The organism is Streptomyces sp. NPDC088707 (genome assembly GCF_044752725.1).
GTDB lineage: Bacteria > Actinomycetota > Actinomycetes > Streptomycetales > Streptomycetaceae > Streptomyces.
The window spans coordinates 1-16,761 of sequence record NZ_JBIVLV010000022.1 but is presented as its reverse complement, the minus strand read 5'-3'; the positions used below and the strand labels follow the sequence as shown (position 1 = coordinate 16,761).

General features: G+C 71.9%; 26 protein-coding genes. 3 read left to right on the top strand and 23 right to left on the bottom strand.

The window, feature by feature from the left end; translation table 11 throughout:
• Positions 1 to 44 precede the first annotated feature (44 nt).
• The 23 genes from ACIP84_RS38170 to ACIP84_RS38060 form a co-directional block, all read right to left on the bottom strand.
• On the bottom strand, positions 45 to 806 hold the full coding sequence (locus tag ACIP84_RS38170) for a hypothetical protein (RefSeq protein WP_401804914.1): 762 nt from the start codon (positions 804 to 806) through the stop codon (positions 45 to 47).
• A 57-nt stretch (positions 807 to 863) separates the two neighbouring features.
• On the bottom strand, positions 864 to 1,178 hold the full coding sequence (locus ACIP84_RS38165; protein ID WP_401804913.1) for a hypothetical protein: 315 nt from the start codon (positions 1,176 to 1,178) through the stop codon (positions 864 to 866).
• A 133-nt stretch (positions 1,179 to 1,311) separates the two neighbouring features.
• Entirely contained in the window at positions 1,312 to 2,112 is an 801-nt protein-coding gene (locus tag ACIP84_RS38160) for a hypothetical protein (protein ID WP_401804910.1), read from the bottom strand.
• Complete coding sequence (locus tag ACIP84_RS38155) at positions 2,109 to 2,351, bottom strand: hypothetical protein (RefSeq protein WP_401804907.1); 243 nt, start codon at positions 2,349 to 2,351, stop codon at positions 2,109 to 2,111. Before ACIP84_RS38155 ends, ACIP84_RS38160 begins: the two co-directional genes overlap by 4 nt.
• On the bottom strand, positions 2,348 to 3,091 hold the full coding sequence (locus ACIP84_RS38150) for a hypothetical protein (RefSeq protein WP_401804905.1): 744 nt from the start codon (positions 3,089 to 3,091) through the stop codon (positions 2,348 to 2,350). The genes ACIP84_RS38155 and ACIP84_RS38150 overlap by 4 nt, the downstream gene beginning before the upstream one ends.
• A complete protein-coding gene (locus ACIP84_RS38145) occupies positions 3,088 to 3,696 on the bottom strand; it encodes a hypothetical protein (RefSeq protein ID WP_401804902.1) in 609 nt (202 codons plus the stop codon). Before ACIP84_RS38145 ends, ACIP84_RS38150 begins: the two co-directional genes overlap by 4 nt.
• Before the next feature lie 103 nt (positions 3,697 to 3,799).
• Positions 3,800 to 4,771 carry a hypothetical protein gene (locus tag ACIP84_RS38140; RefSeq protein ID WP_401804899.1) on the bottom strand — a complete coding sequence of 324 codons (972 nt, stop codon included), beginning with the start codon at positions 4,769 to 4,771 and terminating at the stop codon, positions 3,800 to 3,802.
• Positions 4,768 to 5,616 (bottom strand): hypothetical protein, encoded by an 849-nt coding sequence (locus ACIP84_RS38135; RefSeq protein ID WP_401804897.1) that lies wholly within the window; start codon positions 5,614 to 5,616, stop codon positions 4,768 to 4,770. Before ACIP84_RS38135 ends, ACIP84_RS38140 begins: the two co-directional genes overlap by 4 nt.
• Positions 5,613 to 5,798: a hypothetical protein gene (locus ACIP84_RS38130; RefSeq protein ID WP_401804895.1), complete on the bottom strand. Its 186-nt coding sequence runs from the start codon at positions 5,796 to 5,798 to the stop codon at positions 5,613 to 5,615. The genes ACIP84_RS38135 and ACIP84_RS38130 overlap by 4 nt, the downstream gene beginning before the upstream one ends.
• A complete protein-coding gene (locus ACIP84_RS38125) occupies positions 5,795 to 5,959 on the bottom strand; it encodes a hypothetical protein (RefSeq protein WP_401804892.1) in 165 nt (54 codons plus the stop codon). The genes ACIP84_RS38130 and ACIP84_RS38125 overlap by 4 nt, the downstream gene beginning before the upstream one ends.
• Positions 5,960 to 6,039: 80 nt before the next feature.
• Positions 6,040 to 6,534, bottom strand: a complete 495-nt coding sequence (locus tag ACIP84_RS38120) for a single-stranded DNA-binding protein (RefSeq protein WP_401804890.1) — start codon at positions 6,532 to 6,534, stop codon at positions 6,040 to 6,042.
• On the bottom strand, positions 6,534 to 6,998 hold the full coding sequence (locus ACIP84_RS38115; RefSeq protein ID WP_401804888.1) for an HNH endonuclease signature motif containing protein: 465 nt from the start codon (positions 6,996 to 6,998) through the stop codon (positions 6,534 to 6,536). Before ACIP84_RS38115 ends, ACIP84_RS38120 begins: the two co-directional genes overlap by 1 nt.
• A gap of 322 nt (positions 6,999 to 7,320) precedes the next feature.
• Positions 7,321 to 7,860 (bottom strand): hypothetical protein, encoded by a 540-nt coding sequence (locus ACIP84_RS38110; RefSeq protein ID WP_401804887.1) that lies wholly within the window; start codon positions 7,858 to 7,860, stop codon positions 7,321 to 7,323.
• A complete protein-coding gene (locus ACIP84_RS38105; RefSeq protein ID WP_401804885.1) occupies positions 7,857 to 8,576 on the bottom strand; it encodes a cell surface glycoprotein in 720 nt (239 codons plus the stop codon). Before ACIP84_RS38105 ends, ACIP84_RS38110 begins: the two co-directional genes overlap by 4 nt.
• Positions 8,577 to 8,587: 11 nt before the next feature.
• Positions 8,588 to 8,977, bottom strand: coding sequence for a hypothetical protein (locus ACIP84_RS38100; protein ID WP_401804883.1), 390 nt, complete (start codon positions 8,975 to 8,977; stop codon positions 8,588 to 8,590).
• Positions 8,978 to 9,547: 570 nt separating this feature from the next.
• Positions 9,548 to 10,144 carry a hypothetical protein gene (locus tag ACIP84_RS38095; RefSeq protein ID WP_401804880.1) on the bottom strand — a complete coding sequence of 199 codons (597 nt, stop codon included), beginning with the start codon at positions 10,142 to 10,144 and terminating at the stop codon, positions 9,548 to 9,550.
• Between the two features lie 205 nt (positions 10,145 to 10,349).
• Positions 10,350 to 10,952, bottom strand: a complete 603-nt coding sequence (locus ACIP84_RS38090) for a hypothetical protein (protein ID WP_401804879.1) — start codon at positions 10,950 to 10,952, stop codon at positions 10,350 to 10,352.
• A gap of 64 nt (positions 10,953 to 11,016) precedes the next feature.
• A complete protein-coding gene (locus ACIP84_RS38085; RefSeq protein WP_401804876.1) occupies positions 11,017 to 11,619 on the bottom strand; it encodes a hypothetical protein in 603 nt (200 codons plus the stop codon).
• Complete coding sequence (locus ACIP84_RS38080; protein ID WP_401804874.1) at positions 11,616 to 12,644, bottom strand: ERF family protein; 1,029 nt, start codon at positions 12,642 to 12,644, stop codon at positions 11,616 to 11,618. Before ACIP84_RS38080 ends, ACIP84_RS38085 begins: the two co-directional genes overlap by 4 nt.
• Positions 12,641 to 13,018: a hypothetical protein gene (locus ACIP84_RS38075; RefSeq protein WP_401804872.1), complete on the bottom strand. Its 378-nt coding sequence runs from the start codon at positions 13,016 to 13,018 to the stop codon at positions 12,641 to 12,643. Before ACIP84_RS38075 ends, ACIP84_RS38080 begins: the two co-directional genes overlap by 4 nt.
• Complete coding sequence (locus ACIP84_RS38070; RefSeq protein ID WP_401804871.1) at positions 13,015 to 13,410, bottom strand: hypothetical protein; 396 nt, start codon at positions 13,408 to 13,410, stop codon at positions 13,015 to 13,017. Before ACIP84_RS38070 ends, ACIP84_RS38075 begins: the two co-directional genes overlap by 4 nt.
• Positions 13,411 to 13,473: 63 nt before the next feature.
• Complete coding sequence (locus tag ACIP84_RS38065) at positions 13,474 to 13,659, bottom strand: hypothetical protein (protein WP_401804868.1); 186 nt, start codon at positions 13,657 to 13,659, stop codon at positions 13,474 to 13,476.
• Positions 13,656 to 13,880: a helix-turn-helix domain-containing protein gene (locus ACIP84_RS38060; RefSeq protein WP_401804865.1), complete on the bottom strand. Its 225-nt coding sequence runs from the start codon at positions 13,878 to 13,880 to the stop codon at positions 13,656 to 13,658. Before ACIP84_RS38060 ends, ACIP84_RS38065 begins: the two co-directional genes overlap by 4 nt.
• A gap of 275 nt (positions 13,881 to 14,155) precedes the next feature.
• Here ACIP84_RS38060 and ACIP84_RS38055 point away from each other — a divergent pair, with 275 nt between their 5' ends.
• The 3 genes from ACIP84_RS38055 to ACIP84_RS38045 are packed head-to-tail and all read left to right on the top strand — an operon-like array spanning position 14,156 to position 16,722.
• Positions 14,156 to 14,581, top strand: a complete 426-nt coding sequence (locus ACIP84_RS38055; protein ID WP_401804862.1) for a helix-turn-helix domain-containing protein — start codon at positions 14,156 to 14,158, stop codon at positions 14,579 to 14,581.
• Positions 14,582 to 14,596: 15 nt separating this feature from the next.
• A complete protein-coding gene (locus tag ACIP84_RS38050; protein WP_401804859.1) occupies positions 14,597 to 14,986 on the top strand; it encodes a hypothetical protein in 390 nt (129 codons plus the stop codon).
• Positions 14,983 to 16,722 (top strand): recombinase family protein, encoded by a 1,740-nt coding sequence (locus ACIP84_RS38045; protein WP_401804857.1) that lies wholly within the window; start codon positions 14,983 to 14,985, stop codon positions 16,720 to 16,722. Before ACIP84_RS38050 ends, ACIP84_RS38045 begins: the two co-directional genes overlap by 4 nt.
• The last annotated feature ends 39 nt before the right edge of the window (positions 16,723 to 16,761 follow it).

Here is a 16,761-nt window from a genome sequence, read left to right as displayed (position 1 = left end):
CCTTGGCCGTCAGGAAGCCGGGGCGGGCCTGCTCTGTGTCTGGGTTACTGGCTGTCGTGCGGCGGCGTGCCCTTTACCTCTGCGACGGCGGCGCGGAGCCCGTTGAGGAACTGCTCTGCCGCCTCGCGGTGCTCTTCGGGGACGCCGGCGAGGGCGGTCTCGTAGCGGTCCAGGGCGGCTCGGGGGTCGTTCCCGACGAGCCGGTCGGCGTTCACTCCGGCCATGATCCATTCCTGGGCGCGGGCCCGACGCTCTTCGCGGACGATCGTGTAGACGCGAGAGGTGGTGAGGCCCAGCTCGGCGGCGATCTGCGGGATCTTCTTTCGCCCGAGTTCGTCCATGATGGCGCGGGGCGTGATGGATGTGGCCGCCTCGCCTGCGAGGCGCAGGGCGCGGATGTCGGCGAGGGACAGGCTGTCGGCGAGGTCGTTGAGGACGATCTCCTCGGTGGTCTCGTCGGCGTCGTTGAGGGCTTCGTAGGAGTCGGCGATCTGCCGTACGACCTCGAAGGGGTCTCGGTCCTCGTCGGGGTCGCCGCCGCGCGCCAGGATCTCGGTGCGTCGGGCCTCCTCGTACTCGTCCAGGATGCGCAGCATGTTCGCCTGAAACTCGCCGAGGGCGGTGTTGGCGGTCGCGCGGGCGAGGGCGCGGCGGTTGTGGTCGGCGAGGGCCGGACGACCGGCGGGAAAGAGGTCGGGGGAGGTGAATTCAAGCCCGACAGATGTGGCGAGCCCTTCGGCGGTGGCCTCCTTCTGGACGTCGGCGCTGGGCTCGACCGGCTGCTCACGGTCCGGGGTGGTGTCCATTCGTGCTGCTCCTGGCTGAAGTGGGGCCCGCCCCGGTTCGGGGCGGGCCGGGTGTGGTCAGGTGGTCGGGTGGTCGCCGATCCAGTTGCCGCGCCACGTGCCGTCCGTTGCTTCGGCCTCCGTGACCAGCTCGGCGGCCTGGCGGGCCTCGGTGTCGCGGATGTCCTCGGCTGCGGCGTTCTCGTCGGCGGTGGTGTACCGCTGCGGGGTGTCGGGGATCTTGGCGGCGAGGAGTTCGCGCTCCCACTCGGTGAGCTGCGCGGGGGTCTGGTCGAGGGCGGCGCGGAGTCGTTCGGTGGCGCGGGCGCGGTAGAGGTCGGTCTCGGCGGCCTGCTGGTCGCTGGGGTCGGGGCGGGTCTTGCTGGTGTCCATGGGGGTTGCTCCCTTGGGTGGTGGGTGCCGGGTCAGGTCCGGCGGGGTGTCGGGTCAGGACCGACCTATCGAATGTAGCCCCTTGCGTAATGGCTACACAAGGGGCTACACAAGTGGCTTCACTCGAACGGGTTTACCCGCCCGGCCGCGCCGCGTACAACGCCAGCCACAACTCGGTGAGGTCGGCACCCCGCCACACGCGCCGGCCCCGATCGAGGGCGACAGGCGCGGTGCACGGCTCGCCGGTGTCGCAGGTGACGGACGGCTCGCCGCCGGGCACGGTGCGGGCGAGGAGCGTGCCGCGGCACCACGGGCACGGGTCGACGAGGTCGGTGCGGCGTCCGGCGCGGGCGAGGGCCTGCTCGACGCGGCGCCGGGCGGTTCGGGTGACGGCGGCGAGGTCGGCGAGGGTGTCGTCACCGACAGGGGTGAACAGGTCGTCGGCCTGCTCGCCGAGGGCGCGTGCCTCCAGCCAGACGGCGGCCCAGTGCAGCCCGTAGCGGCGGGACCCGGGCCGAAACACGGCGGCGGCCTGCTGGGTCGCCGGGGTCCAGCGGTTCGGGTCGTCGCTGTCGGCCGGGTCGGGCTCGTAGCGGTACCGGCCCCGGCGTCCGCTGTCGATGAACCGTACGGACCGCTGGTACCGGGCGGCGACGTCGTCGCACGCGGCGAAGATCGCCCGCTCGACGTCGAGGGCAGTGTCGAGGGCGTCGAGGTTGGCCGGCGCGGGGTGCTGGCGGAGGGTCAGAGGGATGCGGCCGACGGACGGCTCGTCCTCGGCGGCCTGGAGGTGCTCGCGGATGTTGTCGACAGGCGGCCACTGGTCGGCGGGGCGCTGCTCGATGGCGTCGAGGAGGTCGCCCCACTGCTCGCGGATGGCGCGGAGGTCGGCGGCGGCGGTGAGGGCGGTGTCAGGGAGCGCCAGGGTGGTCACGGGGTGGGCTCCGTTCCGCCGTCCACCGGCAGGTCGTAGCGGATCGTCTGGTCGACGGGTGCGGCGGCCAGTTCGTGGGCGGCCTGCTCGGCCTTGGCGCGGGCTCGGGCCTCGGTGCGGGCGAACCCGGAGCGTGATCCCTTCCAGGTGATGCGGACGTACCAGAACCAGCGGCCGAAGAGCAGTGCCTCGACCGGGGCGTCGTCCTTCCTGGTGATGCTGATGTGGGCGGTGGTCATGGGGTGGGCTCCTGTTGGGTGATGGCGCGGAAGTACTCGCCGACGAGCTCGCGGGCCTCGTACTGGCCGATACGGGGGCCGACCATGGCGTCAAGGAGCGCGTACATGGGGTGGTCGGACCCGACAGGCTGCGGGGTGCGGATGGCGGCGAGGGTGGCTTTGGCCTTGTCTGCGCGACGGCGGGCGCTGCGCCATGCGGTGTGATGGCGGTCGGCGCGCTGCCGGTGGGCGAGGACGAGATCATCAGCCTCGCGGGCCCACGCGTCGAGCTTGGCCTCGGCCTGCTTGGCGCGGACAAGCGCGGCGTTCAGCAGTCCGCGGGTTTCGCGGGCCTCGGCGCGGGCGTGGCGCTCGCTGTCGCGGGCAGCGTCTCGCTCGGTCATGACGCGTGCGGCGCCGTGGGCGCGGCCAAGGTCGACGGCGTCGAGGATTCCGATGCGGTGCTCGGCCTGCGCGAGCTGCTCGCGCGCCTGGTCCCGCTCGGCCTCAACCTCGACGATCGCGCGCTCGGCGGCGGTCAGGCTGCGCTGTAGGCGGTCGCGGGCGCGGTCGAGACCACGGCGGGAGTGGGCTTGCTCGTCGGCCTCGGTAAGCACGACGAGGGTGTACTCGCGGAGGAGGGCGGCCTCGGCGGGTGAGAGGCGGTCGACGCGGCCGAGGAGTACGAGCAGGGTTTCGCGGGCGGCGGCCCGGTCGCGGGCGCGCTCGATGCGCTCGGGGGAGCGGGTGTTGGTGGTCATCGGTCGTCGTCCTCCTGGTCGCCGGGGAGCGGGTAGCCGGCGGCGCGCAGCCGGTCGGCGAGGTCGTTGCAGTCGAGGCCGCCGACGTCGTTGGACTCGACGACGTACTCCTCGACGATGCGCAGCACGTCAGCGCGCTCCCGCTCGGCGCGCTCGCGGAACTGGTGCGGGGTGGTACCGATGCGCCGCTGAATGGTGACGGTGTACGAGTCGCGCGGGTCGGGTCCGTGCCGCAGGTCCATGGACACGCACGGGCCGGTCATCTCCGTCTCGACGTAGTTCTCGGCGCCGTACCCGTCGAGGACGCCTCGCATCGACGCCACGAAGATCTTGAGGATCTCGGTGGCCTGCTCCAGCTCCAGAGTGGCGACGCCGTCTTTGATGGTGAGGGCTCGCATCATCGTGCCGTCGGCGAGGATTTCGGCGGCCAGGTCCCCGAGTTCGTCCATGGCGTACGCCGCGGCGCGCTCGAAGTCGAAGGCGGGGCGGCGCAGGAGTCCGGGGCGGGTGATCCAGTCCTCGGCGGACTCTCGCAGGCTGCGCTCGATGGCGGTCTGGGCCTGCTGGCGGCGGGTGGCGCGCTGCGCCTCGGTCAGCTCGGTCATCGGGGGTCCTTCGGGCGGTTGTAGCGGGCGGGGTGGCCGAGGGGCACGGCCGCGCACAGGCTCACGAGGAGCACGTACGCGACCGTGACCAGGAAGCCGGTCATCAGCCGGTCGGCTCGTCGGCCGCGGCGAGCGTCTCGGCGGCCTGGTCCTCGGGGGACAGCGGCCGGCTGTTTCCGGCGGCCTGGATGAGGCACTGGAAGAACTCGGCGGCCTCGTCCGGGTAGTGGTCCTGGCCGTCGTCCTCGCCGCACTGGAGGGCCTTGTGCTGGTCGTAGTCGAAGTCGGTGAGCCACGCGCGGAGAGCGGCCTCGACGTGGGCGACGGTGACGGTCTGGGGCTCCTCTGCGGTGGCGAGGGCCTTGATCGTGTCGTCGGCGATGCGGTCGCGCTGCTCGATCAGCGTGGCGCGCTCGGCGCGGAGCCGGGCGGCCTCGGCCTTCGCGTCCTCCAGCTCGATGGCGGTGCGGGCGTAGAGGCGGACGGCGTGGTCGGCGCGGGCCTCCCACGTGAGCCCGAGGGGCTGTTCGGCGGTGGTGTAGTGGTCGGCGAGGCGGCGGAGATCCTGGGAGGCGCGGTGGAGGGCGCACTCGGCGCACCCGAGGCAACCGCAGGTGTTCGGCCCGGGGTCGGCGAGGGCGTTGGCGGCGTCGAGGTAGGCGCTGCGACGGATGGCGGCCTCGGTGAAGACGTCGCCGGTCGGCGCCGGGGCCGACGCGGTGTCGTCCTCGGGCTCGGCCGGCGGGGTCTTGTCGCCGACGCGGTGCCACTCGACGACGGGCACAGACACCTCCTCGACCTCGGTCAGTTCGATCGCACGCTCGTCGTTCCATACGTCGTGGTCGTACTGCGTTTCGGTGAGGCCGCGGAAGTAGGTCACTCGGTACGTGCGGCCGTCGTCGGGGGCGCGGAACACGAGGTCGTTCTCGGACGCCCAACGGCGGCGGCCGGTGTCCTCGGCGCGGTGGAACTCGACGGCGAGGCTGGGGTGGTTCGGGTCGTCGGCGGGGTCGGCAAGGTCGTTGGGGAGGCCCCAGTCGGCGGCCTGCTCGCGGGTGATGGTGCGGGTGCTCACTGGTCGGTGTCCTTCACGTAGCAGGGCGCGTCGGCGCGGTGGACGGCGGTCGTGTCGGTCGGGACTCCGCAGGTGCAGGTGGCGGGGCGGGCCGCGGCGTGCTGCTCCAGCTCGGTCGCGGCGGTGCGCAGCTTGGCGGCCTCGGCGGATCGGGTCTGGCAGACAGGGCAGAGGCCGAGGATTCCGGGGACGGTGCAGCCGTTGTTCCGGGACTCGATGTCGTCGGCGGCCTCGCGGAGTACCTGCGCCTTGGCCCGGAGGCGCTGCCCGTTGGCGTCCGAGGTGTTGGCCGGGGGCGCGGGCGCCTCGGCGGCCTCGCGTACGATCGCGCGGCGCTGCGCATCGCGGATGGCGATGGCGTCGGCCATGGACCGCAGGCCCTCGACGCCGTGCGCGGGGTCCATGCCTCGGGCGCGCCCAACGACGTCGAGGGTGGTGGCGGTGTCCGGGCGGACGATGGCGTACGTGACGCCGTCGAGGGAGTCGAGCAGGGCGACGGCGCGGGCGACGATGTCGGCCGGGGACTCGGGGGCGGGCTCCGGGATGTCGAGGGCGTACGACTTCCGGAACACCGACTCCGCCAGGGCACTGTGTGTGGTGCTCGGGAGGCCGCGGTAGCCGACGGTGGCGATGTCGTAGGCGATGGTCTGCTCGCTCTGGCCGTCCGGCGTCCACACTCGGGTGACGGTGGCGCGGTCCTCGGACAGGCGGGCCTGGTTGTACTCGGTCGGCCGGTACGTCTGGCCGACCTCGATCGGCTTCACGGTGGTCGGCGCCTTGTGGCCGAGGGCCTCGCGGATCTCGCGCATCGTCATGGCGGGGCGGACGGGGCGGTCGGTGCTCATCGGGTCTGCTCCTGGTGGGCGGCGGTACGGGCCTGGTGGACGTCGTGGAAGCGGGTACGGGTGCCGCTGTGCGAGGTGCACAGGGCATCGGGCGCCGCCCCGCACGTCGGACATGCGACGGCAAGCGCGGGCAGGCGGGCCGCCATGGGGGAATCGCCCGGAAGGGGCGTGGCCTGGCTCACGACAGAACCGCGGCAGCAAGGGACACCAGCGCGGCCACGATGACGACGGTGTCGAGAGCGGCGCTCTTTACCCACGTATCGGGGAAGGCGTGCCGGGCAACGAAGATGGCGCGGAGGGCGTACACGAGGGCGGTAAACGCCCACAGGGCTGTGGTGGTCATCAGGGGTGCTCCTGGTCTCGGTCAGGTCGAGGTGTTCGCGCGCGCGGCCGACGCGGCGTCCGGTCGGCCGCTGAGAGAGGTCAGAACGGGGGCTCGTTGGTGCTGCCGGTGTTCCACTGGTCGTTCTGGGGGCGCTGCTGGGCGTATCCGCCGGTGTTCTGCTGGCCGCCGCCGTAGCCCTGGTTCTGCTGGGCGCCGCTGTTCTGTCGGCCGTTGGCCTTGGTGATGACGGCGGTGGCGTTCTTGAGGCTGGGGGCGACGTCGTCGGCCTCGACCTCGTAGACGGTGCGCTTGACGCCCTGGCCGTCCTCGTAGGAGCGCTGCTTGAGGACGCCGGTGACGATGACGCGGGTGCCGCGCTGGAGGGACTCGGCGCAGTGTTCGGCGAGGGAGCGCCAGGCGCTCACCGTCATGAACAGGGGGTCGCCGTCCTTCCACTCCTGGGCCTGCTTGTCGAAGGTGCGGGGGGTGGATGCCATGCGGAACTTGGCGACGCCGTGTCCGGCGGGGGTGAACCGCATCTCGGGGTCGTCGACGAGGTTTCCGGCGAGGGTGATGGTGGTTTCTCCGGCCATCAGGCGGCCTGCCTTTCGGTGGTGGGGCGGGTGCGTTCGCAGGTGATGCAGCGGCGGGAGCCGTCGGTGCGTATGCGGGTGTTTTCGGGGGTGAAGGGGTGGCCGTGGATGCACGCGGTTTTGCGGGCGTTGAGCGCGGTGGGGGCCGTCGACCGGAGGGTGTTGGTGCGGTGGTCGACCAGTTCGAGGTGGTCGGGGTTCACGCAGTTGCGGCGGCGGCACCGGTGGTCGATCTCGGCGCCGGCGGGGATGGGGCCGCGGGCCTGTTCGTAGGCGTACTGGTGGGCGCGGACGGTGCGGCCGTTGACGTGGAAGGCGCCGTAGTACTCGCCGAACTGTCCGGCGTCGTGCGGGCGTTTGCTGCGGGCTCCGCCGGTCCAGAGGTGGCAGGGGCCGGGGGCTGCGCGGGTAAGGCTGATGGGGCCGGCGGTGACCTTGGCGGCGAATCGCTCTGCGGGGGTCATGGGCTCTGGCCTCCTGCTCTGGGGGTCTGAGCGCGCGGCGCCCACGGTTCGGTCACACATGCACGGTTCGTGCATGCATGAAACATAGCACCGAGGGGGCGGCGGTGTGGAGTTGCATGCCGCCCCCCTGTGCGGGCCTACGTGTCCGTCTCCGGGGCTGGAGTGTCGTCGATGACTCGCAGCTCCCATCCATCTGCGCGGAGCTTCCTGGCGATGCGCTGAGCGGTCCGTTCGGGTCGGTACAGGAGATCGCCGAGGCCTTCGTCTGCGAGGACGGTGCGGATGACGGCGAGGGCAGCGTCGGGGATCGGCGCGGGGGCGGTCATCGCTGGGCGCCGGTCAGGTGGCGGGCGGCGCGGCGGTAGTCGGGCCGGGCCTCCGGGGGCGCGGTCATGAGGTGACGGGAGGTGTGGCTGAGTTCGGCGGCGATGCGTCGGCGGTGGGCGGCCTGCTTGGCGGCGAGGACCTCGGCGTGGGCGCGGGCCTGCGCGCGGCGGTCCTCGGCGAGGCCCTGCTCGACGAGCCACGTGCGGTGGCGGTCGTCGGCGTCGGGCCGGTATCCGGTCGGAGTGGCCGGCCATCCAGCGGCGAGGGCAGCCTCGGCGGCGCGCTGCTCCGCGACGACCGCGGGGCCGTCCAGCTCGAACCACGTCTCCCACACACCTGTGGGGAGGAGTTCCTCGACGATGACGTATCCGCCCTTGGCCGCCATGCTGCGGGCGACGCGGCGGGCCTCCTTCGGGTCTCGGGTGACCCAGCGGGCGGGCTGGTCGGGGTTGCTGTCCCACGAGCCGGTGATGGTGAATCGCCTGAGGTTGCGGGTGCGGTCGGACTTGTTGCGGCGGCGGTGGCGGGCGCTCATACGGCGGTCTCCTGGGCGTGGCGCTGGGCAGTGGCGGCGTCGAGGCGGGAGGGGTGGGGGCGCGCACGGCGGCGCATGTTGGTGGCCTGGGTGGTGGGGTTGAGGCGCATGTCGCGGCACGGTTCTCCGGTCTCGGCCTTGCACCACGTGCAGGGGACGTCGAGGGCGTCCGGCTGCCCGGCGACGGCGAGGCGTTCACGTTCGGCGCGGACGGGCCGGTAGGGGGCGAGGGCTCCGGCAACGGTGCGGGGGACGTAGCTGCCGAGGGAGGCAAGGCGGGCGGCGCTGGCCTGCTCACGCTGGTCGCGGGTGCCGGTCTCACCGGGCATCAGGGCGCGGGGGGTGGCGATGGCGCGGCCGGTTTCGATGGCGCGGCGCTGGCCGGCGAGGGCGGCCCGATAGGCGGCCTCGTCGTTCGGATCGACGTCGGGTACGGGGTCCTGGTGGCGGCTGAGGATGTCGCGGCGGAAGGCCTGCCACGGACCACCAACGTCCGACGGCTTGATCGGGTAGGGGCTGGAGGCGATGTGGTGGCGGACGGCCTGTGAGGCGTCCCAGTGACGGCCCTCGGGGTGGGGTGCGGTGGCGGCGACCTCGGCAAGCAGGTCGGCCCACTGGGTGAGACGTTCGGCGGCGGCCTCCTTGGTGGTGGGGGCGCGGCTGGGGTCGAGGCGGTCGGTGTACGCGAGCAGGGCGGCGATTTCACGGCGGTCCATGTGGGGACTCCTCAGACGAGGTCGGCGTACCAGTCGGCTGCTTGGGCGGCGCGGCCGGGCTGGGAAGGGCGGGCGCGGTCGAAGGGGACGACGTTCGAGTCGGGGCCGGCGGGGGCGGCGGCGGGGATGGTGCCGGGGGCGGCGGCCGGGGGGAGGGACTGCCAGGCGCGGAGGAAGTACCGGGCGTGGGACACGTCGCGCTTGCTGGCGGCCCGGACGGCGACGGAGGCGAGCATGTCGACGCCGGAACGCTTGATCAGGGCGTCGACGCGGAGCCATTCGCCGGGGGTGAGGCTCCACTGCGGGTAGACCCGTGCGGCAGTGATCCGGCCGACCAACTCGGCGGCGTAGTCGGGAACGACTGCCGACGGCGGGCCGTCTTCCTTCCCTCCTTCACTCATTCCTTCACTGGGTGAGTGATGGGGTCCGGATTCCGGACCACTAGCGGTCTGGATTACGGACCACAACCCGTCTTCGGGGGTGGGGTCTACCGGTCCGGATTCCGGACCACTAGCGGGGGTGTTTGTGGTCTGCGATCCGGACCGCAAACCGTTTGTGGTCCGGATTCCGGACCGCTCTGCCGATGTCGCTTCCGGTCCGGAATCCGGACCACTACGGCGGGTGTAGCCGACCGCTCCGGGGAGGCGGTATCGGGTCGCGCGGGACCCCGCGGTCTCTTGCGCAATGACCATGTCGCCGGACAGGACGGCGTCGGCGAGGGCCTTGACGGCGACCCCCTTACCGACTCCGCCGAGCCGCCGGATGGCCTCGGCGGTGCTGAGACTGGCCTCGGCGTCGGGGCCGGTGGTCTTGTCGGCGACCGCGAGCACGACCAGCCGCGCGTTGCCGCGCGAGCGGGCGTGGCGCCATGCCCAGTCGTATGCGTCGAGGGTCACGGTGTGGTGCTCCTGTCGGGTGGGGCGCCCGGGGCGAGGGGATCAGGTCCGGCCTCGCCCCGGGGCGTTGCGGGGCTACTGCGGGGTGGTAAGCGGGCGGCCGCAAGTACAGGCGAGACCGCTGTCGGCGCGGCGGGGGTGCCGCCACCGGTGGAACGGACACGGCTCGAACAGGCCGCCCCCGGGCGGGTGCTGAACGATGCCGACCCGCGAGGCGTACGGGCCGCCCATTGCCCGGACGGGGTGGGTGTCCCGGCAGGCGAGGCACAGGCCGGCCGTGCCGCCCGGGAGTAGCGCGTACAGGTCGGTCCGGGAGGCGGGGCAGTGTCGGGGCGGGGTCAGGCCGCGCGGCCCGAACATCAGCGGCGGGCGCCCGGGGGCCTGATCGTCCTGCCCGGCACCGACCGCGCGGCCGTCGCACGTCCCGCACACCGGCAGACTGTCCGGGACGACGTCCGCGGTCCGCATCGGCTGAGCGGCGCGCAGGCCCCCGACCGTCTGCCCACACCACACGGTGTAGACGGTGCGGCCGTCCGACCAGCGGATACCGGCCCGAGGGCGGTGCCAACGGCTCATTCCGCCCGTCCGGACGTACCGGGGGCCAGACGTGAGCGGCTCGGCGTCGATGCGGCCGATGCCGTACGTGATCGGCGGGCAGAGTGCGACGGTCACGACACCTCCGGACGCGGGCGGGGAACGGGCTTGTGGACCTCGCACCGCCACCCGCACGGGTACGGGCGGGCCGGGACGGCGCCACACCGGGGGCTGCCGGTGTCGCACGTCAGCCGGGGCCGGTCGAGGGCGAGCTGTCCAGGAACGGAGGCCGGCGGCGCGGTGTCGAGCATGCGACGGGCGCGGGCGAGCCGCTCGCGGCCGGTCACGCGGCGGCCCGGCGGGCGTCGTGGGCAAGGGCTACGCAGGCGCCGCAGTACGGGTGTCCGTCCGGGAGGTACCGGCGGTGCGTGGCGGTCTCGTGGCCCCGGCCGCACTCGGTGAGGCTGAGATCGAGGCCCATGAGCGAGGCCAGTTGAGCGCGGAGCTGAGTTCGGGACGGCTCGTCAGCGACGTGGGCGGGCGCGACGCACCCCTCGAACTCGCACTCCGCGGTGACGTACCCCCGGGGGTCCCGGCCCCGGGCGATGCGGAAGGCAACGGAGCGGGCGGTGAGTGTCCGGGCGTTGTAGCTGAACACGGGCGTACGTCCGATCTTGACCCGACGGCCGGTCCATTCCATGTGGCCGCCGTCGACCTGTCGGGCGAAGCTGTGGAATCGCTCCTCGACGCTGTCCGTGCGGCAGGAGCGCGGCGGCCGAGGCGCGGCCGGGATGCCGAGTGCGGCGCGGTAACGGGCGGGGGTTCCCTTGTCGAGGCCCAACTCGGCGGCGATGGCGCGGTTGGTGGCTCCTGCTTCGAGCATCGTGGTGACCTGCTCGCGGAGGGACGCGGGGAGCGGTCGGCCGATCGGGTTGGTCTGTTCCATGGTGGTGCTCCTGGTCGAGGGGCCCGCCCGATCGGGGGACGGGGCGGGCCGTCGTACGGGAGGGTCAGGCCTGCTCGGGAGCGAGGGCGGGCAGCACGTGAGCGGCCAACTCGCCCTTGCGCCACGCGCGGGCGACCAGTTCGCGGCCGGTGAGCGCCTCGGCCTTCGACGTGCGGGTGTAGGTCATCTGGTGCGTGGCGGCCCGGGACGGGCGGATTTCGACGCCGGGCACGTCGTGCACCTCGCCGGTCTCCGCGTCGACGTACCGGGCCGTCCCGGCGGCGGTCGCCTCGGCGAGCACCTTCGCGGCGAACCCCGGCTGAACGCGGGTCTCCAGGCGCATCGGGATCATCTCGACCACGAACTCGCTGGGGTAGGTGTCGCGCACCCAAGCCATGAACTCGGCGTCGTCGGTGATTTCGGCGGCGCGCTCGCCGCCCCGCCGGGAGATGCTGGCGACCTTCGTCCCGTTCGGGAGGACGGCGTCGGTCTTCGAGGTGCCGGTCGCCCGGTACTGCGCTTCGAGGAGCTGTTCGGCGTCGGCGCGGGCTTCCTTGTGGGCTTGCTTGATCTGGTCGAACAGGGCGCCGAGGACGGCGACGCGGGTTACGGCGTCCCGGATTTCGGCCGGGGCCGGGGCCGGGACGGCGGCGGTCGGTTCGGTCACTGGGCGGCCCTCTCGATCATCGAGCGGAACGCGTGCAGCGTGGCCGGGTCGGACTGGCCGATCGTGCGGCCGTGGGCGCGCTCGAAATCGGCGTCGAGCGTCTGGAATCCGGCGCGGGAGGCGGCGAGGCGGAGGGCCTCCTCGGCGGCGGCACCGGTCTGCGCCTCGGTGATGGTGGCGTCCGGGGACGGCGCGGGTCGGGCGGGGCGAGACTGCTGCGGGGCGCGCGTGTCCGCGCGCTTCCCGTCCGCGATGGCGTCGAGCGTCGCGAGGTACTCCGCCGGGGCGCCGGCCTCGACGGCGGCGGCCCGAACCGCGGTGAACTGCTCCTCGCTCGTCGCATTCTCGGCCTCGGCCTTGAAGTCCCGGCGCGGCTGCTCCGGCTGGGACCGAGGCCCGGAAGCGGGCCGCTGTCCCCGGCTCGGCTGCTGGTTCTGGCGAGGCGCGCGCTGCTGCTGGCGGCGCTGCTGCTCCTGACGCTCGGCACGGTGCTCCGGCGGCGTCTCCGGGTGGTGCCGGTCGCCATCGTCGATGCTGCGACCGTCCACGGGCAGCATGAACAGGGTGAAGAGCAGATACTTGAGAGCTGCGCTCTGTGCCTTGTTGGTGGCCTTGTCGGCGAAGTCCGAGGCCTCGCCCGGAACATCCGCGATCAGACAGTCACCGGCCGGGCCGTAGATCCGATACCGCATCCGGATCACTACGTGCGTCATCTTCTCGCCGCGCCGCTCGGCCTTGTGGCTGGCGATGCTGGGGAGGATGAACACTCCGTGGGCGCGCAGCGGGCCAGCCATGGCCGACATGACGTCGTCGATGCCCCGGAACTTGTAGTTCTGCTGGTTGTTCGTCTGGTTCTTCCCGACGGGCATCGCGTCCCGCATTACGGAGTTGATCGCGGCGAACACGCGGGGGGCATCGGCGGGTGCGCCGCTCGGCGCGGGCTCGTACGTGACATCGGCCGGACCGGTCACGGGCGGCGTCGAGGGCTGGCCGGTGGGGGCGAAGGGCAGGGCGGTGACGGTCACGAGCGGTTCTCCTGTGCGGTGGTGCGGTGGCGGATGTGGGCGGCCTGCTTCGTGAGCGCGGTCGCCAGACTGATCGCGTCGTCCGGCCCGAGGACGTCGTCGAGACGCTCGGCCGACTCCAGACCGCCGAGCAGCGCCTCACGGGTCCCGTCGGCCTCGGCCGCGCGCATCGCCCGCTCCCAGTCCGGCGTGTCGTCCGAAACGACCGCGTGATCGAGGGAGAGGACGGCGGCGGCGTGCCCGGCGAGCAGCCGGCCGACCATGTCCGGGTCGTCGGCGTAGGCGATGGCGAGTTCGTCGAGCAGGGGGGTGATGGCCGCGGCGACGGGCAGGCGTACGGCCGTTCCGTCGGCGGTGATCGTCGGGCGGATCACGCGGTCACCGCCGGCGCGGTGTCGATGCCGAGCTCGGCCGGCGCCTCGGGCACGTTGACGGACAGCACGCCGTACCCGGCGTTGTAGATCTGCGGGAGGCTCCAGTCGGCGCCCGGGAACGCGTCGAGGACCAGGAGCCGGGCGGCGCGGTGCGCGCCGAGCGGCGCGGTGACGGCGAAGCCGGTGGAGTCGTACAGCGACACGAGCGTCTGACGGCGGACCTCGCCGCCCATGTCGGTCACGACCGGCGTCAGGTGGACGCGGGCGATACCGGGGTGGATGGCGTGCAGCTGCGTCGCGAGGGAGTCGCGGAACGCGCACTGACGGCGGTAGGCACGGGCTCCGTTGATGGCCTCGACGGCGCGGAGGGGGCGGGTACCCTGGGTCTGCATGTTGGTTCCTTTCGGGGGATCAGCGGGGCCGTCTGGGCGCAATCCAGGCGGCCCTTCGCGGTTTCAGGCGGCGATCGGCCGGGGGGTGGCCTGTTCGTGCTGCTCGCGTTCGAGGCGGCGGAGGAGCTGTTCCGTCGCGGGGTCGAGTCGGCCGGCGGCGCGGTCGCGGTCGCGGCGGTCGCGGGCGGCGTCGAGGACGCGGCGGAAGTTCCGAAGGGCCTGCTCGCGGGGGATGACGGGGGCGGTCATGCCGACGCCTTCCGGATCAGGAGGTGGCGGGCCTTGACGCCGTAGTGCCGCTCGACGGCGGCGACGACGGGCCCGCTCGGCGCGGTCACGCCGTTGAGCAGGCGCCAGGCGGTGTTGGGCGGGACGCCGAGACGGCGGCCGACGGCGGCGGCGGAGACGCGGCCCCGACGGGTGTCGCCCTTGCGCTCAGCGGCGGTAACGAGCTGTGTGCGGTCGTACATGGCGCGTTCCTTTCATGGACGTTCCGTTCGTCCATGCATGGAACAGTAGCACTTCGTTCACACGTGCACCATCGATACGGCTGTGAAACGTGATGGACTTTGTGCAGAGTGTGAGATTCCGTTGACAGCGGCGTGCTGACTGATAAGAATCGTGCGTACGTTCGAAGTGGCCCGACCAGCGATGTTCTGGCCTCAGGGGGTGCATGCTGTGAAGAATCCGGCCAGACTCGCGGCATCTAGTGCCGTGATCGTTTTGTGCGCGGTATCGTCCATGCATGGACGAAACGAAGCGCCCCACCTTCGGGCAGTGGCTACTAGACCGCGCCCGACGCGCCGGATATCAGATCCCAGATAGAGGCGAGCAAGCACGGCTCGCCCGCGACAGCGGAATCGTGTCACCGACCCTGACGCGACTCCTCGCAGACTCCGGCACCCCAAGCATCGACTCCTTGCAGGCGCTCGCCGCCTTCTTCGGCGACCCCCTAAGCGAGATCCTCATCCACGCCGGATGGCTCACACACGACGACGTCGACCGAGTCCGCACCCGCCCCGCCGTCGCCCGCCCGATCACACCCGACGAAGCACTCGACGAACTCGGCATTACCGACCCCGGCGACCGCAGGATCGTCGAGGCCGTCATCGACACCGTCAAACGGAACCGCGCCACCGGCGACGCCTCGGACGAGAGGACCGCCGACTAGCAAGGAGAAACACGGATGATCTACCGCCGCACCGTCTCTGCCCTCACTGCCGGCCTCTTCGCGACGTCCCTTACCGCGGGCGTCACCGGATGGGTCACCAGCACCGCCCCCCTCACGGATGCTGGACTCCTCGGGCTCCTCGCGGCGGTACCCGTCATGTACTGGGTCATGATCACCCGCACCCACGAGACCTCTGCCGAACAACTCGACCAGGCCCGGAAAGAGGGCTACGTGAAAGCGCTGGACCACGTCGGCCGAGGAATCATCGACGTTCCGCGCCCGCCGTCCCCTGGACTGTGCGAGGTATGCGGACGCGATGAATCCCCGGCCGACGTGATCAGCCTCAACGCACGCCGTCGGCCGGACGCCAACACCACCACCGAGGAGAATCGAGCCGTACCGTGAGCAGCCTGTACGTACCACGGCAGAACCAGGGAAGGCCGCCAGACGATGACCTTCCCTGGGTCGGCTACATCCGGGTCAGCACATGGAAAGAGGAGCTGATCAGCCCGGAGCTTCAAGAGAGCGCGATCCGGCAGTGGGCGGCCCGCACCGGCCGCCGTCTCGCCGAGCCGATGGTCGTCGACCTCGACGCCACAGGCCGGAACTTCCGGCGCAAGATCATGCGGTGTATCGAGCGTGTTGAGCAGCGTGAGGCGCGCGGCATCGCCGTGTGGCGCTACAGCCGATTCGGCCGCAACCGAACCGGGACCGCGGCCAACCTCGCCCGCCTGGAAGCGGTCGGCGGCGAGCTGGAATCGGCTACCGAGTTCGTGGACGTCACCACGGCGCTCGGTGAGTTGCAAAGAGAGATGATCTTCGCTTTCGGCAACTACGAGTCGAACCGTGCGGGCGAGGCATGGCGCGAGGCCCACGCCTTCCGGATCAAGAACCAACTCCCCGCCACCGGACGCCCCCGCTTCGGGTACGTCTGGCACCCCCGCCGCGTCCCCGACGCCACCCTGCCCGGCGGATGGCGCCTCCAGGAAGAGCGGTACACCCTCCACCCCGACTTCGCGTCCATCGTCGAGGAGATGTACGACCGGAAGCTCGCGACGCCCACCCCTCAGGGCTTCACACAGATCGCCTACTGGCTGAACGAGGAAGTCGGCATCCCATCGATGACCGGCGGCGTCTGGTACACGAGCAACATCAGCCGCTACCTCGACTCCGGATTCGCCGCCGGCCTCCTCCGCGTCCACGACCGGGAGTGCCGCTGCGGGTACGGCAAGAACGCCGAACTGGGCAAGTGCACCGCCGATCGCATGCTCTCCCTGCCCGGAGCACAGCCGAAGATCATCGACCCGGACCGGTGGGAGGAGTACAAGGAGCATCGCGAGCGCACCAAGAAGACACCGCCCCGTGCGCGAGTGGCTGCCTACACCCTGAGCGGCATCGGGCGTCACGGACGGTGTCGAGCACACCTCAGCCACGCCTCGTACAGCACCGACAAGAAGGAGCAGGTCAAGGGCTATTGGCTCGTCTGCGGGCTCCGCAAGGGCGCCGGTAAGAGCGCCTGCGACGGAATCAACGTGAAGCGCGAGCAAGTCGAAGACGCGGTGCGCGACTGGATCAGAGACGAATTCGCCGAAGAGGTGGACGCGCTGCCCCCTGGAGAGCGCAAGGCCGCTCCGACGGAAGACCCCGACGCAGCGCTGTTGCGCGAGCGAGGACGGCTCACCGCCGACGTGAAGCGGGTCGATGCCGCCATGGACCGGCTCGTCATGGACAACGCCATGGACCCCCAGAAGTACCCTGCCGACTCCTTCGCCCGCGTACGGGACCAACTCGCAGCCGACAGGGCCAAGCTGATCGCACGGCTTGACGCACTGGGCAAGGCGGAAGCGAGCCCGCCCAAGGAGCAGTACAAGGCGCTCATGATCGGCCTCCTCGCCGAATGGAAGTCCTTCCTTCCGATCGAGCGCAACGCCATGTTGAGGCAGGTCGTCCGGCGGGTCGCCTGCTACGACATCCGAGCCGCCGACGGAACGCTGCTCTCCGTCCGCACCGAAGTCCATCCCTTGTGGAAGCCCGACCCGTGGGCGACCCCCACCATCTGCCTCGGCCCCTTCCAGGCCCGGCCGGACTGGAGCCCCGAAGACCTGCGGGCCCGCCCCGCAGACGTCGTCCCGCTCCGCTGAATGGGCCCCTCTGCCCCTTTAGGAGCACTGTCCCCCAAC